This is a genomic window from Alteromonas sp. AWJ4_197 (assembly GCF_056160285.1).
Map to the genome: position 1 here is coordinate 606,233 of NZ_JBSWWW010000001.1, position 25,503 is coordinate 631,735.

Genomic DNA, 25,503 nt, shown 5'->3' on the forward strand with positions numbered 1-25,503 from the left:
TGTCACTGTGAACACCATTAAATTTATCTGGCGCCCGCTGGCTGTTGCGCTCTGGTTTATCAGCCTGACTGTATCTGCCACCAACCTGACTTCAGAACTGGAAAGCTTTGAGCAAAGACTCCGGCAGGAAACCCCTATGCCGGTCGGTGAAGTGCTCGACACACTGGAATCCCGGTTACTGAGCGACGACTATACACAGACAGAAAAAGCCCGCATCGGGGCGCTTTACGTCGTTTACATGCTAAAGATTCATCATTCTGCGTCTGATAACGTACTCGCGGTGCTGGAAACTGTCTCGCAGGACAAAGAATCCGGCCCGGTTATCCGCGTTGGCCTGGCCAGAATGTATGGCATCAATGCTGAATACAGTAAAAGCTATTACCTGTTCGAAGGGCTCCTGAAGCAAGCTTCCCTTGCACCTGACGTCCACGCACTCGCCATCGCCTACCTGATTGTGACCTACAGCGAAAACCAGGTATTTGCTTCTAACGCCAGGCTCATTAATACGCTCAGCGAGCTTATATTCAGTAATCAGCTGGAACAGTTACTCCCCCTGCACAATTACATGGTTGCTGATTACTATCATTCCATTAATTCGCTGGATATAGCGCTGGAGTATTATGAGAAGTCACTCAACGGGGCGCTCAGTCAGCAAGACTGGCTGCTGGTCAGTGACAACTTGTATGACATAGGGATATTGCACCGTAACCGGGGCAACTACGATGCCGCCATCAGCTACTTCAGAAAAGCGGAGGCCAACGATAAGAACATCGATATCAACTACTCTGAATACCTTGCTCTTTATGGTATGGCAACGACCTATTTCAATTCAGGACAGTACGATCTCGCACTACCTCTTTCGGAAGCCGTTACCTCTCATCCGCTGACATCTGCATTTTACGATACCGAAATTTATAAATGGCGGGCAAAAGCGTTTCTGGATATGAAGCAATATGCAGAGGCAGAAGAGGCTCTGGATATTTCCCGTAAAATGTACGACGAAGACAGAACTGCTGAGCAGACGACCTGGCGTGCAGAGCTGGAACAGATTGCTGCTCATATAACAGCGGCCAGAGGAGATTACAAAACCGCATTTGCTCAGTACGAACAATTTCATGAAGACTATCTGGATGCAAAGAAGTACGAAGACCTGGAATTAATTGAGAGTGCGAACCTGGTACATCAGATAGAGCAGGAAAGAGAGAAAGCCAGTGAACTGGAGAAAGAAAATGAGTCTATATCGGCACTTCTCACGGCCATAGAATCGGCCAGAGCAACCCAGCAACGTTACAATCAGTGGTTAGTTGTGGTTATCGTTCTGGGTATTGTCACACTGCTCATCATTCTCTATCTGCTTCGCAAATCACGCCACACTAACCAGTTATACGCAGATGCAAAAGCCAAAGCTGAACTTCAGGACAAGCTGAAAACCGATTTCCTGTCGAATATCAGTCACGAAATCCGTACTCCGTTAAACGCTATTATCGGTTTTGGACAGGTGCTGACCGAAAAACTGGATAACCCGAAACATAAACGCCTGACGAATCAGATCGTTAACTCTTCAGAAATGCTGCTGCAATTGATTAATGACCTGCTCGACTTCTCTAAAATTGAAGCCGGCAAGCTGGAGCTTGATGCCGAACAGTACAACATTCGCCATAGTCTGAAAAAACTGGCGGATATCTTCCACGGTCAGGCTCAGAATAAAGGGCTAAAGCTGGTTTTCTCTATCGATCCTGAGTTGCCTCCGGTACTGATATTCGACGAATTGAGATTCAAGCAGATCCTGGCGAATCTGATCAGTAACGCCATTAAATTTTCATCTGAAGGCAAAATTGAAATCAGGCTGAAACTACTGCGTATTGACGAGGAAAGCTGCACATTTGAGGCCGGCGTGAAAGATACCGGCATCGGTATCAGTGAAGCACAGAAAGAAACCCTGTTTGAACCCTTTATTCAGGCTGAAAGCTCAACCGCCCGCAAGTATGGCGGCTCAGGTCTGGGACTGCATATCTGTAATCAGCTGTTGTCGCTGATGGACTCTAAGCTTGAACTGGAAAGTGAAACAGGCAAAGGCTCTGACTTCTTTTTCACCGTCACCATGCCTTACGCAACACAGATAAAGCCCGTTAAACCAGTAACAAAAACGTCAGACAATACTTTTTCGGGGCAGCGGTTACTGCTGGTAGAAGACAACGATATTAACGTGGAAGTGATTCTGGCTATGCTTTCAACCACCAGCCTTCAAATCACCCGCGCTGCTAACGGCCGTGAGGCTGTGCAACAGATGGTAGACAACACCTTTGATATTGTTCTGATGGATATTCAGATGCCGGAAATGGATGGCTATGAGGCAACCCGTCATATCAGACAGGAAATGGGTATTACCACACCGGTTATTGCCCTGACGGCAAACGCCATGAGTCAGGACATTGAAGCCTGCTGTGCAGCGGGTATGAATGACCACATCAGTAAGCCGGTGCAGAAAGACACCTTACTGGACACAATAATGAAGTATCTGAGCAACGACTAAATGCCGGTTAAAAATAAATACCGCTAAAACGCATCAGGCGCTGGCGGAGAAACCACCTGCTTTAGGGGTCACAGTGGCCTGATAGAATTGCTGAATTACGCCAACACGTGACTGTATGGCCGGAGACTGGTAAGTATCGCCGCCAATTTCCAGCGAACGGTCAGCAACAGCGTCGACAGAAAATGCTTCTGCACTATCCCCGCTCTCAGACCCTGTTGAGCCCGGGTTACCGTTGGATGACAATTCCTGACGGGCTTCATTTGCTTTGCGGGATGCCTCTGCGGCCACTTTTAAATCTTGCGAAGATGGCTCAGCCGGTGCTAAAGCGGCAGCGCGCACCTGCTCCATTTTCTGAACGGTCTGCTCAGGCGTTTCAGCATCGGACACATCAATGCTGACTTCCCCGTCAGTTACGTATCGCTGACCATCCGGGCCTGTTTCATACTGATATTGAGGAGAACCTGCATACTGGCCACCACGGGCTGCATGAGCCTGCTCGTGCTGACGCACTTCCTGGTCACGGGATTTTAGCTCTTCAACTTCCTGCTGCTGAGCCTGCTGTTGCTGCTTCTCTTCCGCCGATTCTTTACCTGCGCTTTCCTGATTAGCGTTATCGGTAGCAGCTTCAGGGTTGTCTGCATTTTCATTCTGCTGCAGTGCATCAGCACGGGCATCAACCTGAATTTGCGGGCGTTCATAGGTTACGGGAGCAGGTTTCTGACCGGGCAGTCTTGCACGGTCTGATTCAGAACCTAATCCTTGCTCAGACGCACTCTGATCTGCATCTTTAGAAGGAGGAATGGTGTCTTTCAGTAAGTTGTCACGGCGTGCAGACTCGGTGTTCACATTTGCGGTGGTGAACACTAACGAAGTCGGAACGGGCGTGACAATATTCATGATATTGAAGCTGTGATCAGGTCAGCGTATCGATAATGGTGCCGACGGTATCAAACGCCGTATCGACCACTTTTGCAGAAGCAAGGGCATTGTTGCGGTTGTACTGCAATGACATTAAATCAGACGTCAGGCTGTCACCACCGGTGGGCAATGTGTTGCGGATATTCGACAAATTGTTCAGCGATGCATTAGTCAGCACCTGACTGGTGCCATTTAATTCAACACTGGTTTGCGCTGCGCGCTGGGCAATATTCACGGATGCCTGTGTCATGCCCTGATAGGCATTCTGAATGCCGCTCATGCCAGACACGATCGCCGAATTGATATTATTACCAATAATACTCGACATGACTGATACCTCTTTTTTGCATATTGGCTACCACACCAATCTGCACCTCATACTCTCTCACGGTTAATTATTGACCAAAATGAGTAAAATGAGAAGTACCGGAGATAAAAAAACGCGCCTCCTGTAAACCGCTGGAGGCGCGTTTCTCATTAAGATGCTGATATCACATCAATATATAGCTCAAGGTACTTCAGAAGGTTGCTACCAGAAACTGACGAATAATATCGGCAGACTGTTGCGGATGAGAAATAAAAGGGGCGTGAGATGCGTGAGGCAATACAACCGTGTCACTTTGCGGGTGCAGCTCGCAGATACGGTCAATGCCGCTGGTCGGTACCAGGCTGTCCAGCCGTCCGTATATCCTTAATGTCGGCTGCCTGATACGACCGATATGTTCGCGGAGATCTTCACTGGAAAGCAGCGCCAGAGAAGCTTTCAGGGCCTCTTCTGCCGGTGAAGGCCATGCAGTAATACTTTGTCTGATGGCTTTCATATCCTGGCGGGCGGTATCACTGCCCATGGCCTGAATGGCGAGAAACCGCTCCAGGGTTTTGCCGTAATCTTTTGCCAGCTGAGTTTCAAACTGGGCAAGCAATTCGGCATCAATACCCGGCCAGCAGGGACCGTTAACAAATCTGGGCGTTGAGGCAATGGTGATGAGGGCACTTACATGCTCCGGTAAATCCAGAGCCAGTTGCTGTGCAACCAGACCGCCCAGTGACCATCCTGCGACCACGCAGTTTTCCGGCAGATACGGCGTTATCATTTTCGCCACAGATGCCACGGTATAAGGCTCTTCCGGCAGCACACCGTTGTTTTCACCAAAGCCCGGCAAATCAATGGTGGTCACTTTGAATTCGCTTTCCAGCAACGGAATGAAGTGTTCAAACACACCACTGTTCATGCCCCAGCCGTGAAGCAAAACCAGATCTTTTCCTGTACCCCGGGTACGGCTGACGAGATTTTCTGAGACGTTAGCATTTAACACTGATGACATCCTTTGACTATGCCTGCAATTTTGCCGCTGCAGAGCACCACTGCCGGGCTGACAGAGTACTTAACCATGCGACTTCCCAACTTAGCTTGTTTGCTGTGTAATCAGTACAGTGACGTACCTGTGTGTACGTTCTGCAAATTTGATACCCGCTTTTTATTACAGCTTGGCTATCAGGGTAATTTACTGCGCTACAAAAAAATCAGCCAGCAATTTTTACCGCCCTCCTACAGTGCGTTAAGGGCCTGCGGAGAATATCGCTGGCCATTTGACCAGCTTATCAAAGCCATGAAATTCCGGCGCTGTCAGATAAGCCCGGCAATTCTTGGCAACTGGTTCACCTCACAGTGTATCGATGAAGACACACTATTACCGGATGCCTTACTCCCCGTTCCCGTACCACTACACCGCTTTTTTCGCCGGCAGTTCAACCAGGCAACAGAACTGGCCCGTCACATCGGACGCCGGATAGACAGACCGGTCATCGCTGACTGGGCCCGCCGCACCGGCGGACGATCACAACACACGCTGAAAAAGGACCACCGGATGCATAACCTGCACAGCGCTTTTCGGGTGAATCCCTGTAAGGAGCTGCGTCACGTAGCCATCATTGATGATGTTATGACCACAGGCGCGACGGCTAATGTACTCGCCGGTCAGCTGCGTCAACATCACCCTGACCTCATCATAGAAGTCTGGGTGATGGCGCTGACCTGCCGGTTCCCCTTAGCGGACTAAGTGACCTGACTGATAGATCGCGTTTGACATCAGCTTACCGGTACCATACCAGTAACCCCGGAAAAGCAGGTTGTCAGTAAAGCCAATCACCACGCCACGACCTTTTGGCTGAGTCAGCACAGATGCCGTGCCGCCAATCATGGTTTCCAGTTGTTTTGCACTGAATCCGGCCATTAACGGACTGCCGGAATAGTAACCGGGCCTGGTGAACGGGTCGGCGTCAGCATGCACAATCATATTACTGGTTTTAAATACCGGCAGTGTTTTACCCGTGTAACCAAAGAAAATTGGATGGGTCGGGTCAATACCGGTTTCGTACACGGCACCGGCAATAATTTTACTGGCACCCAGCGCAGATTTATCTGCATAGGTCAGCTTATCTACCGGAAAAACACTGTCGACTTTATCGCGGGATACGATTTCCGCATCCAGCCAGCCTTTTTGTGCAAAGAATTTTACCGCCGATTTCTGTCCAATCAGCACCCCGCCATTATTCACCCAGTCACTGATATCATTGTTGAGCTTGTCGCTCAGACCACTGTAACTGCCACTGACGAAAATAATATGGGAGTAGTCAGCCAGGCGGATAGTGCTCAGACGGTCCTGCTCCACAATGACCGGCGCGGTGCCTACACGGGTGTCCAGATAGTGCCAGATTTCTCCGGCTTCCGATGAACTGGTGCCGTTACCGCCCACCAGCAGAATTGATGGCGCTTTTACCGGTGCAAGAGTACGACCGCCAAGATCCGAGCCCTGCGGCGTCAGTCCGCTTTTTATACCAAACACTTCCACACCGGTTAAGGCCGACGCATCCTGTAACAGGCTGAGCAGATCATCAGGCTGTGATAATGGTGTAGGCACAATAATGGTTCCGGCTGCGAAATCACGATTCCGGCCATCAGTCAGTTTGGCGGTAAAGGGCGTTTCAGCACTGCGCACTGTGGCCCCGTTTTCCAGCAGCTGTTGCAACATTGCCGGCGCATAGTAACTTTTCCATTCAAATGCATAGGCGTACGCTTCACCGTCAACGAGCGGTACCGGCATTTTCACCGGCCCGGCTTCCGTTTTGATGCCACGCCCGGCGCGTTTGCTCAGCACGTCGTAATCAAGATTAAACGCCAGCGCGATATTCCAGTTAGACACGTCATAGAAGGTGTTCTCAGCAAATTGCTGACGGGTAGAAAACAGGCTCTTTACCAGGCGGTATTTTGGCTGATTAAAAGGCACAACCAGACTGCCTTTGCTGTAGCGCTTGTTATCAATTTCCTCGTCATCTCTTGCGTAACTGTATTGGATCTCATGTTGATTGAGGATCGACAGTAAAGCCTCTTTACGGCCACTGTCATCCGGCATAGCCACAATCACCCCGAAGTGCTCATCCTTATCAATCGCGTCAGCCGTCTCAGAGAAAAATGTATTCTGGTAATTCAGAATGGCTGGCTTATTGGCCAGCGAACCGGCAATCGTACTCAGACTGGTAGTCACATGGTTCTGGATAGTTTGTGCAAAGGTCAGCTCTCCGTTCACCGTATCCTGTACGTGTCCGCGGCTGCTTGCCTGTTCAAACAGAATACCGATGCTGCCCATGGAATCGGGATACGATGAGCCTTTCCCGTAGTAAAAATCGTCAAAACCTTCTTCCGAGAAGTATAACTGACCTGCGTCATCAAACGCTTTGGCGTGAAAAGCTGCCAGCGCTTCTGTAAGCCTCACATTGCCGTCAGGCGTATTCGGGTTTTTCCGCGACGGCACACCGGGCTGGAAGAAATAGGTGCTGTCCGGCCCCATCTCATGATGATCGGTCAGTACATGAGGACGCCATTTCTGAAACTGTTTGATCCGCGCCTGTGACTCAGGATGGGTCAGCAATAACCAGTCACGGTTTAAGTCGAACCAGTAATGATTCGTTCTGCCGGAAGGCCAGTCTTCCTTGTGCTCCCGGTTTTCTCCGTCAGCGACAAGATTTTTGCTTTTATGCATGTTTGCCCACTGTGCGAAACGGGACAAACCGTCAGGATTGAATGAGGGATCCAGCAACACGACATTTTTGCTGAGCAAATCTGTTACCGTTTCATCCTGCGCTGCGGCCAGGTAATACGCCATGACCAGTGCAGCGTTACTTCCGGAAGGCTCATTTCCATGAATGCTGTATCCCATGTACAGAAACAGAGGCGCATCTTTTGCGGCTTTAGCCCCGCTGTTCACTGTTTTAAGATGGTTTTCCCGCCATTGCGGTAACTTGCTGCGGTTTTCCGGTGCAGTAATGGTGAGCAGCAATAACGGACGGTTTTCATGGGTGCGGCCGGTTTCTTCAATGCTGATGCGGTCAGATGCTGCTGCCAGAGTATACATGTACCCGGCCAGCTGATCATGGCGTACATGCCAGGTACCCACTTCAGTACCAAGATAAGATTCAGGGGTCGGAATAGCAGGGTCATAGCTGGTATTTGCCGGCAGATAAGCGGTAACCGGTTTACCTCCGGTATCTTTAAATACCGGTGCTGCTGATGCTGAATACACGACAAAAGCAATAAGGGCGAACACCCATTTTCCTGCGCGTCTGAAACTTGAATCCATTTTTCTTTTTCCTGTTGTTTTTTGTACTTTTGACCACACCTGTATAAAAGCATGCAATACTTGACTGTTTTAGTCAGGTAAATTTGTTATTATATGCGCTATCACGATGCAACGTAGGATTTGTTAATGATCAATATATCAGAAGACGCACAGGCTCACTTCGCAAAACTGCTGGAAAAACAAGATGCCGGGACGAACATCAGAGTGTTCGTGGTTAACCCCGGAACCTCAACAGCGGAATGCGGTGTGTCTTATTGTCCTCCGTCTGCTGTTGAACCCGGCGACATCCGTTTAAACTTCAACGGATTCGACGCCATTGTTGACGCAGAGAGTGCGCCGTTTCTGGAAGAAGCAGAGATTGACTACGTGACGGACCAGATGGGTTCTCAGCTCACTCTGAAAGCGCCAAATGCAAAAGCCAGAAAAGTGGACGACAATGCGCCTCTGGTTGACCGTGTAAGCTATGTCATTGAGTCGGAAGTTAACCCGCAACTGGCCAGCCACGGCGGTAAAGTAGTATTGCTTGAAATCACTGAAGAAGGTTTCGCCATTCTGCAATTTGGTGGCGGCTGTAACGGTTGTTCAATGGTCGATGTCACCCTGAAAGAAGGGATTGAAAAGCAGTTGCTTGAACAGTTCCCGGGAGAACTGACAGGTGTGCGTGACGCCACCGAGCACGAAGCCGGCGAGCACTCGTATTATTAATCCGTCTGACGCGTCGCTGACTGCACTACACCGCAGCTGGCGACGGTTCAAAACAGGCCTGGCACTCTTTATCGCGGGTGCCACGGCGCTGATGACCATCAGCTCTTACCATCCCGCGCTGTATTTTATCTCGCTTATTGTTCTGTTCAGTGGTTTTGTCATCGCCATGAGTGGCTATCTGGCCATACTTTGGCAACGTCTTAAAGTGATGAATCCCGCCGCCAGAAAACGAAACCGAGAGTGATACCTCTCGCCAGCAGGAAAGCCAGCATGGCATACCAGAGCGCCACATTCCCCTGTGACTGACACACCCACCAAACCGGAAAAAACACAAAAGCCGCACTGACAAGCATGGTATTTCGCATGGCGTCTGAGCGGGTAAGCCCAACAAATACGCCGTCAAAGAAAAAGCACCAGTGTGCCACCAGCGGCAACAACACCATGAGGGGCAAATAAGCCTGCGCAGCGGTTTGCAACGCAGCAATCCCCGTGAGAGATGCGATAATAAAATCACCGGCAAGGTAAAACAAAGCGGCATACACGAGGGCAAAAGCCGAAGACCAGAATAATCCCCGCTTCACATGCCCGCCCAGGCGTTCCTTGTCATTTGCGCCGGCCGCTTCGCCGATAAGCGCTTCAACAGCATAGGCAACGCCGTCCAGCCCCAGTGCAATTAACACGAAAAACTGCATGAGAATGGCATTCACCGCTGCCGCGGTTTCACCGATCCTCGCCCCCTGAATGGTCAGAAATGCAATGCAGGCCTGAAGCGCCAGGTTCCGGATTAACATATCGCTGTTAAGCTTCAGCAGAATTTTTTGTGCTGCGCGGTTAAACCAGTCTGCCTGCGGACGCCACCCTGTAGTGAGCTTAAGGGCGCACACCACGCCCGATAACATCATGGTGTATTCAGCCAGCACACTGGCCAGCGCCACACCACCAACAGACATATCAAGGCCATACACAAACAGAATATCCAGCGCAGCATTCAACAGGTTGCCTGCCACCTGTATCCATAACACATGACGGGTTTTCTGTTGACCTACCAGCCAGCCGGTTAATGCCATGTTGAGCATCGCAGCCGGTGCGCCCCATACCCGGATATTAAAGTACTCCCGGGTATAAGAACCCACTTCAGCACCGGATGAGGCTAACGCAAGCCCTGCCTGCAATACAGGCACTTGCAGAGCAACGATAAGTAAGCCGGCAACGAAGGCAACCGCGCCTGTTTGCCACAGTACTTTTGCGGAGAGTAAGCCGGGCTGTTTAGGATCGCCTTTTGCCTGTGCACTCAGGCCAGTGGACGACATTCTGAGAAAGCCGCACACCCAGTAGATTTGCGTGAGGATCAATGTTCCAATAGATGCACCGGCCAGCATGGCAGATGAATCCATATGCCCCATTACGGCCGTATCAACCAGCCCGAGTAAGGGAGTGGTAATATTGGCCAGGATCATGGGAAAAGCGATGGCCAGTAAGGTTTTATGGGCTGGCCAGCCAGCAGTGGCGGTCGTGGTCAAAACGGAAATAACACAGTTTAAGGAATATGCATGCAGCTTATCAGAAACCGCGCAATGAAGTGGGGAAAAGGTGTGTTTGCCAGCGTTGTGACGCTGTTAGTGATGGCACAATCTGCGGCCGCTGCCGGGCAGGACAGTGCAGTGGTTTTACTTTACCACCACGTATCTGAAGACACGCCGGCAAGCACCAGTGTTACACCTGAACAATTTAAAACCCACATGACCTGGCTGGCGGAAAATTACAAAGTCATGCCCCTTCAGGACATTACAGAAGCGCTGAAAAACAAGCAGACATTGCCGGAAAATGCCGTTGCGGTCACCTTTGATGACGGCTACCGGAATATTCTTGAAAACGGTCACTCTGTGATGCAGTCATTGAAACTTCCCTACACCGTATTTATCAATCCTGATGAAATTGGCCGCTTGAAAAACCAGTTAAGCTGGGATGATGTAAAAGCCATGCACAAAGACGGTGTGGATTTTGCCAACCATACACTGGACCATTTGCACATGCTGGACCGTCAGCAGGATGAGTCCAAAGAGGCCTGGTTAGAACGGGTATGGCAAAATGTAGAAGAAGCGGAGAAGAAACTCACGGCACAAACCGGTGAGTCACTGAAATACCTGGCGTATCCCTTCGGTGAATACAATAAAACACTGGCTGATAAACTGGCAAAAGAGGGATACACCGGATTCGGACAGCATTCCGGCGGCATCAGCAGTTACAGTGATTTTACCGCATTACCACGCTTTCCCGCGGCTGGCCGTTTTGCCAATATGGCGCCTTTGAAAGTGAAAATTGCAAGTTTGGGTATGCCGGTGACACACAACGATATCGATAACCCTGAGCGCACTGCCAGAGTCATCGATGAAACACTGTCGTTCACCACTAACAGCGACGATGTGGGCTTGACCCGCGCCGCCTGTTACTACCAGGGTGAATCACTGCCGGTTAACATCAACGGCAAAACCTTGTCATACACGCTGAATACCGTGCTGCCGGTTGGCCGTTCACGTATTAACTGTACCGCACCGTCGAATTCGCAAAACGGTCGCTACTATTGGTTTTCGCAACCGTTCTTTATTTCCGGCGAAGACGGCACCTATCCGGATTAAGTGATAACCGGCGCAATACCTTTAGTGAATTGAATGAAAGGCGGGATCCCCTGCCTTGATTTGAAGCCCATGGATTTATAGAAATCGATGGCTCTGGTGTTGTGTTCCTCTACGTCCAGGACGAGAGATAATTTGCCCAGTTCACGTGCCATGCTTTCCATGTACCTGACGAGGATGGTGGCAACACCACTTCGTCTGGCTCCGGCTGCTACAGCCAGATGTCCGATAGACATTTCCAGCACCATAGGCGGGTTAAGCGCGATGGTGTAAGTTTGACTTCGCATCACCACATCAATAGCCTCATCAAGACCAAAGAAATCGGTAATCGATGTCAATGTATCCCGATCAAAGTGCTGCGGAAGGCTGTCATGCCAGCATGAAATAATGCCGACAATTTCGTCTTCTATACACGCCAGCCAGTGATTGGCAAAACCATATTGTCCCGTGCCGCGAAGCCAGGCCGCTGACAGGAAAGCAAACGCCGTATCACGGTCGCCGTCCCCATATATTTTCGTAAGTAAATGCTCTCCCGCATCCAGTAACAACGGCACCGCATAAGTCGCATCCCTTGCGGTTGCCTGACGTACTACTACTGTCATGAATACTACCGGGTGATAACCACCTTAGGCATATCTGCAAGAATTTGCTCGCTGTCTATGATCGCTAACTTCCCGGGCTCCATTATTGGTTTGAACCTTCCGAGCACTTCCGCTTCGGGGCTGATGAGAACCACCGACGCGCTATGATCGACCAGATAGTCAGCTTTATCAGTGTCCTCAGTTAATGAGTACATCAATCCCATGTTCCTGACAAGGGGGAATATTTCGGCGTGCGGACCGGTTGCAGCGATGAAGTCTTTATTAAAAAAACTTATATAACTTTTAAGCCTTTGAAAAGTATCCCTTTTGGGATCCACAGACAAAAATAGTACTTGAGTATTAGCCCCGGGTTTTATATACGAAAGTTCAGGCCATATTTTATTTAAAGACGCCATCGTTGTGGGGCACACATCCGGACAATAAGTGTAGCCTAAAAATACTAATGTCCAGGCGCCGGTCAGATTTTCCCTGGTAAAAGGCTGTCCGTCAGCATCTGTAAGAGAAAAATCGTCCAGTGGTTTGGGCTGAGGATAAGCCTGAAAGTACTCCGGTGCCCGGCTTTCACCGGAAGGCGGAGCGATATAAAGGGCACCTGCAATGCCGGCGATCAACGCTACCACAGCGATGATGCCGGTTAAGGTTCTTTGAGTCATAGTGTTACGGGTAAGTAGTGGTCAATTAAGAGCACCACAAACAATAACATGAGATGGTAAATAGAATAGCGGAATGTTTTCATTGCCGTGTCGGGCTTAGCCGCAAACTTTAACCTGCATGCCCACAAACAGAACCCTGCATTCAATACCAGCGATCCCGCCAGATAAATTAGGTGAGACATACCGGTAAGGTAGGGCAGCAAACACACCAGAACCAGCAGCACGGTGTAAGCCAGCACCGAGGTTTTGGTGAACGATTCCCCGTGGGTAACCGGCAGCATAGGCACGTTTGCCCGTGCGTAGTCCTTTTGCCTGTGTATCGCCAGCGCCCAGAAGTGAGGGGGGGTCCAGGTAAAAACAATTAATACCAGCAGCAAAGCATGGGCGTGAATCTCGCCGGTAACCGCTGTCCAGCCCAGCAGCGGCGGTGCTGCACCTGCCAGTCCGCCGATAACAATATTCTGAGGCGTCGCCCGCTTGAGGAACATGGTGTAGATAACCGCATACCCGACCAGACTGGCCAGTGTTAGCATGGCGGTAAGGGCATTCACGAAAAACCACAGTAATGCGAATCCGGCGAGCCCCAGTACAGCGGCAAAAAACAGCGCCTGAGATACACTCACCTTACCCTTCACGACCGGCCGGTTAACAGTCCGGGCCATCATACCGTCGATGCGGTGATCAACCACATGATTAATCACTGCTGCTGAAGAAGCCAGCATACCAATCCCCGCCATACCGGCAATAAGTGCATTTGCCGGCACCAGCGACTCGGTGGCCAGGCACATACCGACCAGGGCTGTGAGCAACAGCAGCATAACCACCTTAGGCTTGGTTAACTCATAATAGTCACGCCAGCTGACCGGCTGAGATGTCGCTAAGCGGCGCTGATGAACAGAAACAGATTTAGCCATGTGCTCCTCCCTGTTGCGGATCACCCTGATAACGGGACACCTGATAAGTGATCCATACCATTACCAGTAATAAACAGGCAGCGACGATGTTGTGAGCAACGGCCACAATGACGGGCAGACTCAGCACGACGTTGCTTACGCCCAGTGTTACCTGAATCATCAGCACCCCGATGAGCAGCAGCGCGGCACTTTTCACCGGCGCAGCCACCTCCCGGCTGTACAGCCTGAAGCCGAGCCAGAGTAAATATAAAAACGTAATGACCGCGCCGGCTCTGTGCACAATATGCATTGTCATGCGTTCACCGTATCCGTGGGCGCCATATTCGTAGGTTTCGGCATAAGGCACACTGAATGCACCGGAAAAGTCGAGCCTGGAGGCCCAGCCATCTTCACACACCGGAAAGTCAGTACAGGCAAGTGCGGCATAGTTTGCTGATGTCCATCCCCCCAGGCCAATCTGCATCAGCAGAATAGCCATGCCAAACAGTGCAAATTTGGTGATGCTGTTAATACGCCGGGGCTTTCGTTTACTCTCCCGTAATTTGAGATGCAGTAAAAACAGGCACGCCAGTATGGTGAAGCCGCCGAGCAGATGCCCCATAACCACAACCGGCAGTAAATTCAGCGTCACCGTCCACATGCCCAGGGCAGCCTGAAAGATAACCAGTGCAACAAGTAACAGTGGCAGGCGTACGGTACGGCCGCTGTGACGCTGCTTCACAGCGATGGCAGCGATAGTAAAAATACATAAACCCAGTGCACCGGCAAAGTAACGGTGAATCATTTCATTCCAGGCTTTGGCCGCTTCTACCGGACGTTCGGGGAAAGCGGCATTCGCCGCCTCAACATGATGGTCTTGTAACGGAACGGTGAGCAACCCGTAGCATCCCGGCCAGTCAGGACAGCCCAGCCCGGCATCGGTGAGCCGCGTGTAGGCCCCGAGAATAATAACAACCACCGCGAGGATCAGACTAAACAGGACTAACTTTCTCATGCTTGCCTCCCGGATTATCCGATACGTGACAGTTTCAGCAGTTTTTTCACGTCAGCCAGAATGTCCCGGCTATGCTGTATTGCCATTTGCTTGTCGGTAAAGGTGGGGTAACGAAGCATGGCATTATTCAGGGTGTCGACGAGCAAAATAGACCCTGCATCACTGACATTAAGTGCTGCCTGCTGACGACTGTCTGCCACCTTTACAACATGCAGGTTTTGTTCTGAATGCAACTTCTCAGCAATGGCGGCATCACTGTTACCGGTAAGCAATACCGTTGCCTCCACCCGGTCAGTCTCCCGGCCAAGGGCAATCCACACCTGATGAATACTGTATATCGCATTCTGGCAGGCGGCATCGCATTGCTCCGGCACAGAGTACACAATGCGCCATTTAGGCTTTTCAGCGGCAAACACCGGGGTCAGATCCCTCACAGGCTGCAGCAGCTCTCCTTTGTTAGTGGCTGCATTGGTAAACCACTGATTGTCCAGGGCCAGCTTTGCCAGCATAACCGGAAGTACAAATACGGCGGCAACGCCTAACATAGTCAACTTGCTGTTTTTTCCTGCCATACTGATCATCCTTTTTTATTCGAATTCATTGAAAAGTAACTGACTGCAGCCGCAGCGATGGCCAGCCCGAACCATTGAATGGCATAACCCAGGTGCTTCTGCGGCGGCATGACAACGGGCTGCCAGTTGCGGACAAACGCACTTTTTTCCGGTGCAGTTAACTCAACCACAAAGGGTTGCAGAGGCTGTCCGGTCAGGCGGCGGATAAAGGGGATATCCAGCGCCTGCACCACCACGGGAAACGTAGCATCAGACGACAGCGTTTCGCGCACCACCGGATTGTGTCCCGGCATAGTTATACGGCCATGAAAGTGCTGGAACTTGCTTTCTACATCCACTCCGGGCAGTTCATTCCGGCTTAACGGCGCCTCCACCCATCCAAAATTCACCAGCACCGTGCCTTCACTGCTATGTACAGGCACGATAACGTCATACCCCACGCGCCCGTTTTCCACCCTGTTATCCAGAAACAGGATCTGAGTTGTATCTGCGCGGCCGTTAAATCCCACCTGATAATCACGGATATCTTCCCGCACAGGATCCAGCTGACTGAGAGAGATTGACCCTTCGCTGCTTTTTTGCGCTATGCTAGCCAGACGCTGTTCTTTCTGGTGCATCCGGTCGAGTTGCCAGAAGCCCAGAGAAATCATGCAGATAACCGCTGTCAGTACCACAACAGCGAGAGGTAAGGAACGGAACCGGTTTGCCTGATTCATAATTGGCTCCCCTTATTGACGGAGAAAAAAATGATTATAAAAATCGTCCTTGTATGCTTAGTGATTTACATGATCGCTAACTTGTTTCTCGCCATGCGGGTAATGATGAAAGATGACCCGGACGGCGAACCTATGAGCAAATACATCGGCCGCCGTGTTTTAACTTCTGTCATCATTGTTACCCTGATCCTTGTGGCACTGGCTACCGGACTTATCAGTCCGAATCCCGCCCCTTACTGAGGCGGGCCGGTGCGCTGTCACTTAAAGCACATACACAAACAGATACAGCATTACCCAAACCACATCGACAAAATGCCAGTACCAGCTGCCGGCCTGAAACGCGAAGTGGCTTTTGGGTGTAAAGTGCCCTTTCAGCACCCTTAAAAACAAAACAATCAGAATGATGGTACCCAGCGTCACATGCATTCCGTGGAAGCCGGTGAGCATGAAAAAGGTGTTGCCGTACACGCCGGACTGCAGTGTCAGACCCAGCTCCTGATATGCATGGATATATTCTTCGACTTGCAGTGTCAGAAAGCCCAGTCCCAGTAATATGGTTACGCTCAGCATCACGGTCAGCTGTTTACGTTTGTTCTGCTCAAGGCCCACGTGAGCAAAGTGCAGGGTAACGGACGAAATCAGCAGAATAATGGTGTTAATGGTAGGCAATCCGGCAGCACTCATTTCCTGAGTAGTCGTGCCCCCGGGCGTGGTAACAAGGGGCCACATGGCTTCAAATGCCGGCCACAACACGTCATTGGTCATCGCATTGTTCGAGGCGCCTCCGAGCCAGGGCACCGAAATCATGCGCGCGTAAAACAGTGCCCCGAAAAAGGCGGCAAAAAACATCACCTCAGAGAAGATAAACCAGCTCATCCCCTGACGGTAAGAGCGGCCAAGCTGATCGCTGTATAACCCGCCCATGGATTCATCAATCTGATTTTTAAACCAGCCAAACAACATCACCAACAGCGTGACGATGCCCGCCGCCAGAACATGCGGCCCGTAGCCGCCTTCCCCTTTGGTACTTTCAATGACGGTGTTGCCGGCTCCCACCGCAATCAGAAATAAGGCTACCGCCCCGACAATGGGCCAGGGACTTTGTGCAGGCACATAATACCGTTGATATTCTTGTTGCATGGCTACTCTCCTTCCGGCCTGTCAGCGGCTGCCGCTTACAGGCTGTCGTAAATAAGGGTTGTCACTGCCGCTCAGATCGCCGGCCCTGGCGGTCACGTCGTACAGTGTGTACTGCAAGGTAAAATAGGTAATATCCTCCGGCAGCCCGGCATCCACGTAGAACGACATAGGCATCCACGCTTCCTGACCAGCCTGTAAGGGCTGCTGGTTAAAGCAAAAGCACTCTGTTTTATTCAGATAAAGGGCCGCCTGTCCCGGACTGACAGAGGGAATTGCCTGAGCAATGATGTTACTGGCAGCCGGGTTTCTGACGTAAAACGCCACGGTATTCACTTCCCCGGGGTGCACCTTCACACGCTGTGTTTCTGCACGAAATTCCCAGGGCATACCGCTGTTTGTGCGGGTAATAAATTCTACGGTCACTGTGCGGCTGGTATCGATATCTTTGCCCTGCCACACTGCGGCCCGGTTAGCCGTTTTTCCGTTGATACCGGTGATATCACAGAACACGTCATACAAAGGCACCAGAGCGAAACCGAAGCCAAACATTCCCGCTACGACCACAAGCAGTCGCAGGGTAAGGGTGCGGTTACCGGCTGCGCGGTTGTCCATTTTGATAACTCACTTCACAACCGGAGGCGTTTCAAACGTGTGGTAAGGAGCAGGAGAGGGAATTTCCCACTCCAGACCTTCTGCACCTTCCCACACTTGTGACGTAACCGGTTCGCCCTGCTTTTTGCAGGCTTTAATGAGCAGTACCAGGAAAATCAGCTGGGATAACCCGAAAGCAAACCCGCCAATACTGATCCACTGGTTGTAATCAGCAAATTGCAGCGAGTAATCAGGGATCCGCCGCGGCATACCCGCCAGTCCCACAAAATGCATAGGGAAGAACAGCACATTCACGGAAATCAGTGAGCACCAGAAATGCCACTTAGCCAGCGTGATATCAAACATTTTACCGGTCCACTTGGGCAGCCAGTAATACACCGCAGCCATAATGGAAAACACCGCTCCGGTCACCAGAACATAATGGAAATGGGCCACGACAAAGTAAGTATCGTGGTACTGAAAATCCACAGGGGTGATTGCCAGCATCAATCCGGACAGGCCACCGATGGTGAACAGCACAATGAAGGCCAGAGCAAATAACATGGGGATTTCAAAGGTCATGGAACCCCGCCACATGGTGGCCACCCAGTTAAACACTTTCACGCCGGTGGGTACGGAGATCAGCATGGTGGCGAACATAAAGAACATTTCAGCGAACACCGGCATACCTGTGGTAAACATATGGTGAGCCCAGACAATGAATGAGAGCAGGGCGATGGAGGCAGTGGCGTACACCATGGAGGCATAGCCGAACAGGCGCTTGCGGGCGAAGGTCGGCACAATCTGCGAGATAATGCCAAAAGCAGGCAAGATCATGATGTAGACTTCAGGGTGCCCGAAGAACCAGAAAATATGCTGGAACATCACCGGATCACCGCCGCCGGCAGCATCAAAGAAACTCGTCCCGAAGAATTTATCGGTAAGCACCATGGTCACTGCACCAGCCAGTACAGGCATTACAGCAATCAGCAGGAATGCAGTAATAAGCCAGGTCCAGACGAACAGTGGCATTTTCATCCACGTCATACCCGGCGCACGCATATTAAAGATAGTCACGATTACGTTGATTGCGCCCATGATGGAGGAAATCCCCATAATATGGACTGAGAACACAAACAGCGCGGTACTGTCGCTGCTGTATGTCGTCGACAGCGGCGCATAGAAGGTCCAGCCGAAAGCCGGGCCACCGCCTTCCATGAACAGTGAACCTAACAACATGGAAAATGCAAACGGCAGGATCCAGAAGCTCCAGTTGTTCATTCTGGGCAATGCCATATCCGGTGCGCCAATCATCATGGGGATCAGCCAGTTAGCCAGACCGGTAAACGCCGGCATGACAGCACCGAATACCATGATCAGGCCGTGCACTGTGGTCATCTGATTAAAGAAATTCGGGTCTACGATTTGTAAACCGGGCTGGAACAGTTCGGCGCGGATCACCATCGCCATCGCGCCGCCAGTAAGAAACATGATGAAGGCGAACCACAGATATAACGTACCGATATCTTTGTGGTTAGTTGTCAGCACCCAACGCATCAGGCCTGCCGGAGCGCCGTGTCCGTGGTGATCATCGTGATGTTCATCATGTGCCGCAGTGTGCTCCGGCGTCATAGTTTCAGTTGCTTTACTCATCGCACGCTCCTATTTACCGGTTGCTACTGCATTAACGTCTTTAGGCTGGATCACATCGCCGGTGTTATTTCCCCAGGCATTACGCTCGTAGGTAATCACCGCAGCGATATCTTTCAGGGACAGCATCTTGCCAAACGCCTGCATGGCCGTGCCTGCTTTACCGTTAAGCACAATATCGATGTGCGCTTTCTGATCCTCCAATACCATCTGACTGCCTTTAAGTGCAGGGAAAACGCCCGGCAACCCCTGACCGTTAGGCATATGGCAGGCTGCGCATGTCGCGTTGTACACTTTCTCGCCGGTACTCATCAGCTCTTCTTTGCTCATGCTCATGGCCAGCAGGCGCTGCTCTTCTTCTTTCGCCTGTTTCACAATGGCTTCCTGCTCTGTCATCCAGTTTTTATATTCATCCGGGCTCTTCGCAATCACCACTACCGGCATGAAACCATGATCCTTCCCGCACAGTTCAGCGCACTGTCCACGGTAGATACCGGGCTCATTCACTTTGGTCCACGCCTCATTGATGAAGCCCGGATTAGCATCTTTCTTTACTGCGAAATCTGGCACCCACCAGGAATGGATAACGTCGTCAGAGGTGATCAGGAAGCGGACTTTTTGTCCGGTAGGAATGACCAGAGGACGATCTACCTCAAGCAGGTAGTTTTCCCCTTTTTCGAATTTGTTCTCAATCTGCTCACGCTGTGTGGCCATGATGGAGTAAAAGGACACATCGCTGTCCATGTACTTGTAATGCCATTTCCACTGGGAACCGGTGACAAGAACCGTCATTTCAGGTTCACTGGCATCTTCCATCGCGATGAGGGTTTGTGCTGCCGGGACGGCCATAAATATCAGGATCAGGAAAGGAATGACTGTCCAGGCGATTTCTACTTTCACGTTTTCGTGGAAGTGCGCCGGTTTGGCGCCCCGGGATTTACGGTGCTTGAACATGGAGTAAAACATCACACCGAACACCACCACAGCGATGGCCACACAAATTGAGAACATCAGCATATGCAGGTCGTACACCTGTCCACTGATGTCTGTGACACCTTGTCTCAGGTTGATTTCACCTGCCCGGTCTGATGTTGCCATGGTTTCTGCTTGCAGCGACGCCGGAATAACAGACATCGCTAACCCCCAAACCATCATTGCGTTACATACGAGTTTCTTCACTCAACACCTCCGTGATGGAGGATCTTGTGTAATACCCTGCTCACAGGACCCTGTCGTATCAGGCTATCCGCCTGTTAATTTTTATCTCTTTTTGTTATTTTTTCGTTAACAACGGTATAAGAATTAAACAGATTTCATCTTGTGTCTAGTCTTTCTGAAAAAATAAATGGCCGGGGTGGCCTCAGAAACAGGGTCAAAGCACTTCATTCTGATATTTCGAATGTTTCGTTCAGATCTTCGACACATCCGTATTTAAGGAACGCCGTATTATAGGTAAGTAAATCGTCCTCACACTTGTGACATCAACGTTATGAAAGGAATGTGTAATGAATAAATTTATCCCGGCAGTATTAGTTTCAGGTTTAATCAGTGCAGGCGCATTCGCGGCGCCTGTGAGCTATCAGATTGATCCTACTCACACCAGCGTTATCGCTTCATGGAATCACTTCGGATTCTCTAACCCGACAGCCGCCATCAACGGCGCTGAAGGCACCATCGTGTTTGACAAAGACGCGCCGGAAGACAGCAAAATCGATGTGTCGGTGAAAATTGATACCATTGATTCATTTGTTAAAAAGCTGAATGAAGAATTTGTCGGTGCTGACTGGTTCAATGCAGCGAAGTTTCCTTCTGCCACCTTCACCAGTACAGATGTTGAAATGACAGGTGATAAGACGATGGAAGTGACCGGCGATCTGACGATCAAAGGTGTGACTAAGTCCGTCACTATGGATGTCACTCTGAATGGTTCAGGTGTACACCCGATGACACAGAAAGAAGCGATAGGTTTTGATGCAATGACCACCATCAAGCGTTCTGACTTCGGGATTGATATGTATGTACCGAATGTGAGTGACGAAGTCACGCTGCACATCACCACAGAAGCACAAGCTAAATAAGTTTTCGCATCACCGTCCAGATGCCCGGCCCGCGCGAGCGGGCTTTTTTATTGGTAGCGGCCTGTTAACTGCGGTAGTCTGATTGTTTTTATTGTCAGGGATTGCTTCTATGTTGCGCCGCGCTGTTTTCTCCTCTTTTCTGTTATTTTTAACACCCTCTGTTTTTGCCAAAGCTCTTCCTTCCGGCGCTATTAACGCTCTGTTTGAAGAAGCGGTAAGTCATGACACAGTGCCGGGTATAACCATGGCACTGGGCAACGATAAGGGCATGCTGATGGCTAAAGGCTACGGTTTTGCCGACGTGGAAAACCATGTACCGATGACGACAGATCACAAGGTGCGTATCGGCAGTGTCTCTAAACTCATCGCTACGGCCGGATTAATGCGTCTTGCGGAAGCGGGCAACATTGATCTGGATAAACCGGTAACTGAATACGTCAGCGCATGGCCTGCTGATAAACCGGTCATTACTCTGCGCCAGCTTACCTCACATACAGCAGGCATCAGGCACTACAAAGAAGGTGCCAATGAATTCCTTCTGAATGAAAGTTATCCGGATATCGACAGTGCACTGGCGATGTTTAAAGATGATCCACTGCTGTTTGCACCCGGCACAGATCACCGTTATTCAACGTTTGCCTGGACACTGGTCAGTGCCGCAATGGAAGGGGCTGACGCGTCCCGGGATTTCCGCGCCATCATAAACGAAGAAGTGTTCGCGCCGCTGAAACTGGACAACACGGTATTTGACGACCAGTACACCATCATCGATCACCGGGCGAGACCTTACACCGTACACGAAGGTGAGCTGATTAATGCGCCACAAACGGATCACAGCTATAAATGGGCCGGCGGCGGTTTTATTTCTACGCCGTCAGATATTGTCCGGTTTGCTGTAGCCCATGTGGCAAGCGATTACCTGAAACCAGAGACTACCCGCGCCATGTTTACTCCTGCCAGGCTTAACAATGGTGAAACCGTGGGCTTCGGCATAGGCTGGAAAACCGGTTTTGGCGATTACAAAAAACGTAAAGCGTATAAAGATAACGTGAGCGCGCTGGCTTTGATGGACGATATTCCTGATGCAGTGATGCACTCAGGTGGCAGTATGGGCGGCATTACAATGACCATTCTTTGCCGTGAACATAAAACAGCGGTTACTGTAGTAAAAAATGTCAGTGGTGAAGACAATGCTGATGTTTTTCTGCTGGCGCTCAAGACACTGCACTTTGCACATACCAGCCAATAGTAAAGAAAAAGGGCGATGATGGTTTATATCATCGCCCTTCCAATTTTTAGCGCTGTGGCCAGCGCACACAATAGTTATTGCACCGCGCTTAGCGAAAGGACTTACATCCAGTCAGCATTGCGGATTACACCTACAGCCAGACCTTCAATGTTGAATGGTTCAGCAGCAAGATCCACCTTTATGGTATCGAATTCTTCATTTTCTGCATGCAGCCAAACTTCGCGGCCGCGTTTTTCCAGACGTTTTACCGTGACATCCTCATCAACCCTGGCAACAACTACCTGCCCATTGTGCACGTCAGTAGTTCGGTGAACGGCAAGTAGATCACCATCCAGAATACCGATATCTTTCATACTCATACCGTTTACACGTAACAGGAAATCCGCACGGGGGTGGAACAGATCAGGGTCGACCTTGTAATGCATTTCCACATGTTCCTGCGCCAGAATAGGTTCACCTGCCGCAACACGGCCGATTAACGGTAAGCCTGCGTCTTCATCGTTTTCTGCTTCCAGCGGAATATTCAGCTTTATACCCCGTGAGGTACCCGCCAGAATTTCGATTACACCTTTACGGGCCAGCGCCTTTAAATGCTCTTCTGCTGCATTAGCTGATTTAAACCCTAATTGCTTCGCAATTTCCGCACGGGTGGGCGGCATGCCGGTTTCCAGCATGGTGGTTTTGATCAGTTCGAGAACTTCCGTTTGTCTTGGAGTAAGTGGACGCATAAACAGCCCTGTTTTTCTATACAGTTCCTGTGAGTATATACAGTTGCGCTGGTTTGACAAGGGCTGCCGGCGAAATTATTACGCTTATTCAGGGGGCGCAGTTAACAGCGCCTGGTTTTCATTGCAACGATATGCATTAGTTGTACATTGTAATACGCTGTTTTAGTTCTCCTTGGGAATAAAAAGGTATCTTCTTATCAAGAAATTTTAGCCAGGGGCCTCCTAATCAGAACGCCACCGGCTAAATTTGAGGGAAATTATGCAAGTTGTTTAATCAAGGCTTGCGCGACAGCTTCGGAGCTGGCTGGATTTTGGCCTGTAATCAATCGGCCATCTTCAACTACGTGAGGCTCCCAGTCCGCACCTTTTTCATAGTAACCGCCAAGACGAATGAATTCATCTTCTATCAAGAATGGCACCACATCAGTCAACTCCACCCCCGCTTCTTCTCCGTTAGTAAAGCCAGTAACTTTACGACCTTTGATAAGCGGCTCGCCGTTATCAGTTTTTACATGACGCAGGACCCCAGGGGCATGACACACAAAACTGATTGGCTTGCCTGCCCGCTCAAACGCTTCGATCAGTGAAACAGACTGTTCTGACTCAGCAAGATCCCACAGGGGGCCATGGCCGCCCGGATAAAACACCGCATCAAAATCTGTGTGTGACACGTTTTCAAGTTTGACAGTGTTCGCCAGTACTTGCTGCGCCTGTTGGTCTTGCTTAAATCGCTCAGTCGCAGGGGTTTGAAAATCAGGCAAATCACTTTTCGGATCCAGAGGTGGTTGTCCCCCCAGAGGTGAAGCCAACACCAGCTCAGCACCAGCATCTGTAAAGGTGTAGTAAGGCGCTGCAAACTCCTCCAACCAAAAGCCTGTTTTTTCACCGGTGTTACCCAGCTCATTATGCGATGTAAGTACCATTAAGATTTTCATATAAACCTCTCTATCTTTTAACAATATGGATGAATCAATGATTAAAAAAAAGCGTCTACGGCTGCTTGTTTGTCTGCATACGGTGCTCGCAATCGAAGATTTGATACACCCGCTTCGCTTTGTACTACCACCGCCCTGGCATGAGAGAACTGGCGGAAGCCATGAATACCATGGTAAGCCCCCATACCTGACGCGCCCACACCACCAAAAGGCAGCTCATCAATAGATACATGGGTCATGACGTCGTTGATGACCAGCGCTCCGGAAGTCGTTTGTTGTGCAAATACTTGCTGTGCTGTCCTCATTGAAGTAATAGGCGGCTAAAGGGCGAGGGTGTTGATTGATGTAATCAATTGCCTCGTCCTCTTATTGATACAGACGAATGGGCAATAATGGACCAAATATTTCTTCCTGTATGATTGCCATATCGTCGGTTGTCCCAATCACTAGTTGCGGAGCGATTTTACGGCTTGAGGCGTCATAAGCCGGTTCATTTTGCGGCGCAAGATTGATGATCTCTGCGCCTTTTTGACGTGCATCTTCTAATAGATCGACTAAGCGCTGGTAATGGTGTTCGTTAATGATTGCGGTGTAATCGGTATTTTCTTGAATGCTTGGGAAGGTTTGTCCCATAAATTCTCGCGCTTGAGCTTTGAACGCTTGAGTTTGCTCTGCAGGCAGCAAAACGTAATCTGGTGACAGGCAAATTTGACCTGCATTAAAGGATTTAATCGTTAATGTGCGCTCAACTGCTTTGCTCAGGTCAGCACCTTTAGCCACCATAACAGGCGACTTTCCACCCAGTTCCAGAGTCACTGGCACAAGGTTCTCTGCAGCAGCACGCATCCCCTAGTACTACGGTTAGCTCTTCAGGGCCGAAGTAACGGGCCACTAACTCAGCCAATAATTCTGAAGTCTCAGGCGTCAGTTCAGAAGGTTTTAACATGGCGCTATTACCCGCTGAAAATACACCAGCTAACGGTCCAAATGCTAAATTGATTGGAAAATTCCAGGGACTAATGACACCAACAATCCCTAACGGTTGAAACTGTATTTCAGTGTGCATTTCAGGATCAGGTGAGGCGGTTTGTTCTGCCTCCATCCAGGTATCGAGATTATCGATGGCGTGTTGCAACATATTACTGGTTGTTACCATATCGGCCACGTAAGACTGATATAAGCTACGGTGTCCAAAATCTTCGCTCATGGCAGAAGCAATGGCTTTATGGTTATCACGGATTAATTTTATACAGCG

Annotated in this window: 28 protein-coding genes; 8 read left to right on the forward strand and 20 right to left on the reverse strand. The window is 50.2% G+C overall.

Annotated features, from left to right (window positions below; translation table 11 throughout):
* Positions 1–7: 7 nt before the first annotated feature.
* Positions 8–2,533, forward strand: coding sequence for a hybrid sensor histidine kinase/response regulator (locus tag ACXAGC_RS02640; protein ID WP_474842159.1), 2,526 nt, complete (start codon positions 8–10; stop codon positions 2,531–2,533).
* Between the two features lie 33 nt (positions 2,534–2,566).
* Here ACXAGC_RS02640 and ACXAGC_RS02645 read toward each other — a convergent pair whose 3' ends face one another.
* The 3 genes from ACXAGC_RS02645 to bioH all read right to left on the reverse strand — a co-directional run bounded on the left by ACXAGC_RS02645 (position 2,567) and on the right by bioH (position 4,776).
* The gene (locus ACXAGC_RS02645) at positions 2,567–3,430 is read right to left on the reverse strand and encodes a putative metalloprotease CJM1_0395 family protein (RefSeq protein ID WP_474842161.1); all 864 of its coding nucleotides are present in this window, start codon (positions 3,428–3,430) and stop codon (positions 2,567–2,569) included.
* 16 nt (positions 3,431–3,446) lie between these two features.
* Positions 3,447–3,779, reverse strand: a complete 333-nt coding sequence (locus ACXAGC_RS02650; RefSeq protein WP_119503133.1) for a hypothetical protein — start codon at positions 3,777–3,779, stop codon at positions 3,447–3,449.
* Between the two features lie 190 nt (positions 3,780–3,969).
* A complete protein-coding gene (gene bioH / locus ACXAGC_RS02655; RefSeq protein ID WP_474842163.1) occupies positions 3,970–4,776 on the reverse strand; it encodes a pimeloyl-ACP methyl ester esterase BioH in 807 nt (268 codons plus the stop codon).
* Positions 4,777–4,785: 9 nt separating this feature from the next.
* On the opposite strand from bioH, the gene ACXAGC_RS02660 reads away from it, so the two are divergent.
* Entirely contained in the window at positions 4,786–5,511 is a 726-nt protein-coding gene (locus ACXAGC_RS02660) for a ComF family protein (protein ID WP_474842165.1), read from the forward strand.
* Here the strand turns inward: ACXAGC_RS02660 and ACXAGC_RS02665 are convergent.
* Complete coding sequence (locus ACXAGC_RS02665) at positions 5,500–8,088, reverse strand: M14 family metallopeptidase (protein WP_474842167.1); 2,589 nt, start codon at positions 8,086–8,088, stop codon at positions 5,500–5,502. The two genes, ACXAGC_RS02660 and ACXAGC_RS02665, sit on opposite strands and share 12 nt — an antisense overlap.
* 126 nt (positions 8,089–8,214) lie before the next feature.
* Between ACXAGC_RS02665 and nfuA the strand changes: the two genes are divergently transcribed.
* Together nfuA and ACXAGC_RS02675 are read left to right on the forward strand one after the other, a co-directional pair.
* Positions 8,215–8,793 (forward strand): Fe-S biogenesis protein NfuA, encoded by a 579-nt coding sequence (gene nfuA / locus ACXAGC_RS02670; RefSeq protein WP_119503141.1) that lies wholly within the window; start codon positions 8,215–8,217, stop codon positions 8,791–8,793.
* Complete coding sequence (locus ACXAGC_RS02675; protein WP_474842170.1) at positions 8,750–9,037, forward strand: hypothetical protein; 288 nt, start codon at positions 8,750–8,752, stop codon at positions 9,035–9,037. Before nfuA ends, ACXAGC_RS02675 begins: the two co-directional genes overlap by 44 nt.
* On the opposite strand, the gene ACXAGC_RS02680 is transcribed toward ACXAGC_RS02675, so the two are convergent.
* Positions 8,994–10,322 carry an MATE family efflux transporter gene (locus tag ACXAGC_RS02680; RefSeq protein ID WP_474842402.1) on the reverse strand — a complete coding sequence of 443 codons (1,329 nt, stop codon included), beginning with the start codon at positions 10,320–10,322 and terminating at the stop codon, positions 8,994–8,996. The two genes, ACXAGC_RS02675 and ACXAGC_RS02680, sit on opposite strands and share 44 nt — an antisense overlap.
* 21 nt (positions 10,323–10,343) lie before the next feature.
* Here ACXAGC_RS02680 and ACXAGC_RS02685 point away from each other — a divergent pair, with 21 nt between their 5' ends.
* The gene (locus tag ACXAGC_RS02685; RefSeq protein ID WP_474842172.1) at positions 10,344–11,429 is read left to right on the forward strand and encodes a polysaccharide deacetylase family protein; all 1,086 of its coding nucleotides are present in this window, start codon (positions 10,344–10,346) and stop codon (positions 11,427–11,429) included.
* Here the strand turns inward: ACXAGC_RS02685 and ACXAGC_RS02690 are convergent.
* The 6 genes from ACXAGC_RS02690 to ACXAGC_RS02715 are packed head-to-tail and all read right to left on the reverse strand — an operon-like array spanning position 11,426 to position 15,877.
* Complete coding sequence (locus ACXAGC_RS02690; RefSeq protein ID WP_474842174.1) at positions 11,426–12,028, reverse strand: GNAT family N-acetyltransferase; 603 nt, start codon at positions 12,026–12,028, stop codon at positions 11,426–11,428. The genes ACXAGC_RS02685 and ACXAGC_RS02690 overlap by 4 nt on opposite strands.
* A 5-nt stretch (positions 12,029–12,033) precedes the next feature.
* Positions 12,034–12,681, reverse strand: coding sequence for an SCO family protein (locus ACXAGC_RS02695; protein ID WP_474842176.1), 648 nt, complete (start codon positions 12,679–12,681; stop codon positions 12,034–12,036).
* The gene (gene cyoE, locus ACXAGC_RS02700) at positions 12,678–13,595 is read right to left on the reverse strand and encodes a heme o synthase (RefSeq protein WP_349590776.1); all 918 of its coding nucleotides are present in this window, start codon (positions 13,593–13,595) and stop codon (positions 12,678–12,680) included. Before cyoE ends, ACXAGC_RS02695 begins: the two co-directional genes overlap by 4 nt.
* A complete protein-coding gene (locus ACXAGC_RS02705) occupies positions 13,588–14,589 on the reverse strand; it encodes a COX15/CtaA family protein (protein ID WP_474842179.1) in 1,002 nt (333 codons plus the stop codon). Before ACXAGC_RS02705 ends, cyoE begins: the two co-directional genes overlap by 8 nt.
* A 14-nt stretch (positions 14,590–14,603) precedes the next feature.
* The gene (locus ACXAGC_RS02710) at positions 14,604–15,161 is read right to left on the reverse strand and encodes a hypothetical protein (RefSeq protein ID WP_474842181.1); all 558 of its coding nucleotides are present in this window, start codon (positions 15,159–15,161) and stop codon (positions 14,604–14,606) included.
* A gap of 5 nt (positions 15,162–15,166) precedes the next feature.
* Complete coding sequence (locus ACXAGC_RS02715) at positions 15,167–15,877, reverse strand: SURF1 family protein (protein ID WP_474842183.1); 711 nt, start codon at positions 15,875–15,877, stop codon at positions 15,167–15,169.
* A 30-nt stretch (positions 15,878–15,907) separates the two neighbouring features.
* Here ACXAGC_RS02715 and ACXAGC_RS02720 point away from each other — a divergent pair, with 30 nt between their 5' ends.
* Positions 15,908–16,117 carry a DUF2909 domain-containing protein gene (locus tag ACXAGC_RS02720; RefSeq protein ID WP_303572462.1) on the forward strand — a complete coding sequence of 70 codons (210 nt, stop codon included), beginning with the start codon at positions 15,908–15,910 and terminating at the stop codon, positions 16,115–16,117.
* 21 nt (positions 16,118–16,138) lie between these two features.
* Here ACXAGC_RS02720 and ACXAGC_RS02725 read toward each other — a convergent pair whose 3' ends face one another.
* The 4 genes from ACXAGC_RS02725 to coxB are packed head-to-tail and all read right to left on the reverse strand — an operon-like array spanning position 16,139 to position 20,356.
* Positions 16,139–17,017, reverse strand: coding sequence for a cytochrome c oxidase subunit 3 (locus ACXAGC_RS02725; RefSeq protein WP_474842186.1), 879 nt, complete (start codon positions 17,015–17,017; stop codon positions 16,139–16,141).
* 21 nt (positions 17,018–17,038) lie between these two features.
* A complete protein-coding gene (locus tag ACXAGC_RS02730; protein WP_119503150.1) occupies positions 17,039–17,629 on the reverse strand; it encodes a cytochrome c oxidase assembly protein in 591 nt (196 codons plus the stop codon).
* A gap of 9 nt (positions 17,630–17,638) precedes the next feature.
* A complete protein-coding gene (ctaD, locus tag ACXAGC_RS02735) occupies positions 17,639–19,261 on the reverse strand; it encodes a cytochrome c oxidase subunit I (RefSeq protein WP_119503151.1) in 1,623 nt (540 codons plus the stop codon).
* Between the two features lie 9 nt (positions 19,262–19,270).
* Positions 19,271–20,356 carry a cytochrome c oxidase subunit II gene (gene coxB / locus ACXAGC_RS02740; RefSeq protein ID WP_474842404.1) on the reverse strand — a complete coding sequence of 362 codons (1,086 nt, stop codon included), beginning with the start codon at positions 20,354–20,356 and terminating at the stop codon, positions 19,271–19,273.
* Between the two features lie 407 nt (positions 20,357–20,763).
* On the opposite strand from coxB, the gene ACXAGC_RS02745 reads away from it, so the two are divergent.
* Both ACXAGC_RS02745 and ACXAGC_RS02750 read left to right on the forward strand, forming a co-directional pair.
* On the forward strand, positions 20,764–21,336 hold the full coding sequence (locus tag ACXAGC_RS02745) for a YceI family protein (protein ID WP_119503152.1): 573 nt from the start codon (positions 20,764–20,766) through the stop codon (positions 21,334–21,336).
* A 109-nt stretch (positions 21,337–21,445) separates the two neighbouring features.
* Positions 21,446–22,585, forward strand: coding sequence for a serine hydrolase domain-containing protein (locus ACXAGC_RS02750; protein WP_474842189.1), 1,140 nt, complete (start codon positions 21,446–21,448; stop codon positions 22,583–22,585).
* Between the two features lie 101 nt (positions 22,586–22,686).
* Here ACXAGC_RS02750 and lexA read toward each other — a convergent pair whose 3' ends face one another.
* From lexA to ACXAGC_RS02775, 5 genes are all read right to left on the reverse strand, one after another.
* Positions 22,687–23,313, reverse strand: a complete 627-nt coding sequence (lexA, locus tag ACXAGC_RS02755; RefSeq protein WP_119503154.1) for a transcriptional repressor LexA — start codon at positions 23,311–23,313, stop codon at positions 22,687–22,689.
* A gap of 257 nt (positions 23,314–23,570) precedes the next feature.
* Entirely contained in the window at positions 23,571–24,248 is a 678-nt protein-coding gene (locus ACXAGC_RS02760; RefSeq protein ID WP_474842192.1) for a type 1 glutamine amidotransferase domain-containing protein, read from the reverse strand.
* A gap of 41 nt (positions 24,249–24,289) precedes the next feature.
* A complete protein-coding gene (locus tag ACXAGC_RS02765) occupies positions 24,290–24,553 on the reverse strand; it encodes an aldehyde dehydrogenase family protein (protein WP_474842194.1) in 264 nt (87 codons plus the stop codon).
* 61 nt (positions 24,554–24,614) lie between these two features.
* The gene (locus tag ACXAGC_RS02770; protein WP_474842196.1) at positions 24,615–25,094 is read right to left on the reverse strand and encodes an aldehyde dehydrogenase family protein; all 480 of its coding nucleotides are present in this window, start codon (positions 25,092–25,094) and stop codon (positions 24,615–24,617) included.
* Complete coding sequence (locus ACXAGC_RS02775; RefSeq protein WP_474842406.1) at positions 25,021–25,497, reverse strand: aldehyde dehydrogenase family protein; 477 nt, start codon at positions 25,495–25,497, stop codon at positions 25,021–25,023. The genes ACXAGC_RS02770 and ACXAGC_RS02775 overlap by 74 nt, the downstream gene beginning before the upstream one ends.
* Positions 25,498–25,503: the final 6 nt, after the last annotated feature.

Excerpts from the sequence above, each read along its gene's own strand:
- ACXAGC_RS02645 (WP_474842161.1), bottom strand. The coding sequence starts at position 3,430 with ATGAATATTGTCACGCCCGTTCCGACTTCGTTAGTGTTCACCACCGCA.
- ACXAGC_RS02650 (WP_119503133.1), bottom strand. The coding sequence starts at position 3,779 with ATGTCGAGTATTATTGGTAATAATATCAATTCGGCGATCGTGTCTGGC.
- bioH (WP_474842163.1), bottom strand. The coding sequence starts at position 4,776 with ATGTCATCAGTGTTAAATGCTAACGTCTCAGAAAATCTCGTCAGCCGT.
- ACXAGC_RS02660 (WP_474842165.1), top strand. The coding sequence starts at position 4,786 with ATGCCTGCAATTTTGCCGCTGCAGAGCACCACTGCCGGGCTGACAGAG.
- ACXAGC_RS02665 (WP_474842167.1), bottom strand. The coding sequence starts at position 8,088 with ATGGATTCAAGTTTCAGACGCGCAGGAAAATGGGTGTTCGCCCTTATT.
- nfuA (WP_119503141.1), top strand. The coding sequence starts at position 8,215 with ATGATCAATATATCAGAAGACGCACAGGCTCACTTCGCAAAACTGCTG.
- ACXAGC_RS02685 (WP_474842172.1), top strand. The coding sequence starts at position 10,344 with ATGCAGCTTATCAGAAACCGCGCAATGAAGTGGGGAAAAGGTGTGTTT.
- ACXAGC_RS02690 (WP_474842174.1), bottom strand. The coding sequence starts at position 12,028 with ATGACAGTAGTAGTACGTCAGGCAACCGCAAGGGATGCGACTTATGCG.
- ACXAGC_RS02695 (WP_474842176.1), bottom strand. The coding sequence starts at position 12,681 with ATGACTCAAAGAACCTTAACCGGCATCATCGCTGTGGTAGCGTTGATC.
- cyoE (WP_349590776.1), bottom strand. The coding sequence starts at position 13,595 with ATGGCTAAATCTGTTTCTGTTCATCAGCGCCGCTTAGCGACATCTCAG.
- ACXAGC_RS02705 (WP_474842179.1), bottom strand. The coding sequence starts at position 14,589 with ATGAGAAAGTTAGTCCTGTTTAGTCTGATCCTCGCGGTGGTTGTTATT.
- ACXAGC_RS02710 (WP_474842181.1), bottom strand. The coding sequence starts at position 15,161 with ATGGCAGGAAAAAACAGCAAGTTGACTATGTTAGGCGTTGCCGCCGTA.
- ACXAGC_RS02715 (WP_474842183.1), bottom strand. The coding sequence starts at position 15,877 with ATGAATCAGGCAAACCGGTTCCGTTCCTTACCTCTCGCTGTTGTGGTA.
- ACXAGC_RS02720 (WP_303572462.1), top strand. The coding sequence starts at position 15,908 with ATGATTATAAAAATCGTCCTTGTATGCTTAGTGATTTACATGATCGCT.
- ACXAGC_RS02725 (WP_474842186.1), bottom strand. The coding sequence starts at position 17,017 with ATGCAACAAGAATATCAACGGTATTATGTGCCTGCACAAAGTCCCTGG.
- ACXAGC_RS02730 (WP_119503150.1), bottom strand. The coding sequence starts at position 17,629 with ATGGACAACCGCGCAGCCGGTAACCGCACCCTTACCCTGCGACTGCTT.
- ctaD (WP_119503151.1), bottom strand. The coding sequence starts at position 19,261 with ATGAGTAAAGCAACTGAAACTATGACGCCGGAGCACACTGCGGCACAT.
- coxB (WP_474842404.1), bottom strand. The coding sequence starts at position 20,356 with ATGGCAACATCAGACCGGGCAGGTGAAATCAACCTGAGACAAGGTGTC.
- ACXAGC_RS02745 (WP_119503152.1), top strand. The coding sequence starts at position 20,764 with ATGAATAAATTTATCCCGGCAGTATTAGTTTCAGGTTTAATCAGTGCA.
- ACXAGC_RS02750 (WP_474842189.1), top strand. The coding sequence starts at position 21,446 with ATGTTGCGCCGCGCTGTTTTCTCCTCTTTTCTGTTATTTTTAACACCC.
- lexA (WP_119503154.1), bottom strand. The coding sequence starts at position 23,313 with ATGCGTCCACTTACTCCAAGACAAACGGAAGTTCTCGAACTGATCAAA.
- ACXAGC_RS02760 (WP_474842192.1), bottom strand. The coding sequence starts at position 24,248 with ATGAAAATCTTAATGGTACTTACATCGCATAATGAGCTGGGTAACACC.
- ACXAGC_RS02765 (WP_474842194.1), bottom strand. The coding sequence starts at position 24,553 with ATGAGGACAGCACAGCAAGTATTTGCACAACAAACGACTTCCGGAGCG.
- ACXAGC_RS02770 (WP_474842196.1), bottom strand. The coding sequence starts at position 25,094 with ATGCGTGCTGCTGCAGAGAACCTTGTGCCAGTGACTCTGGAACTGGGT.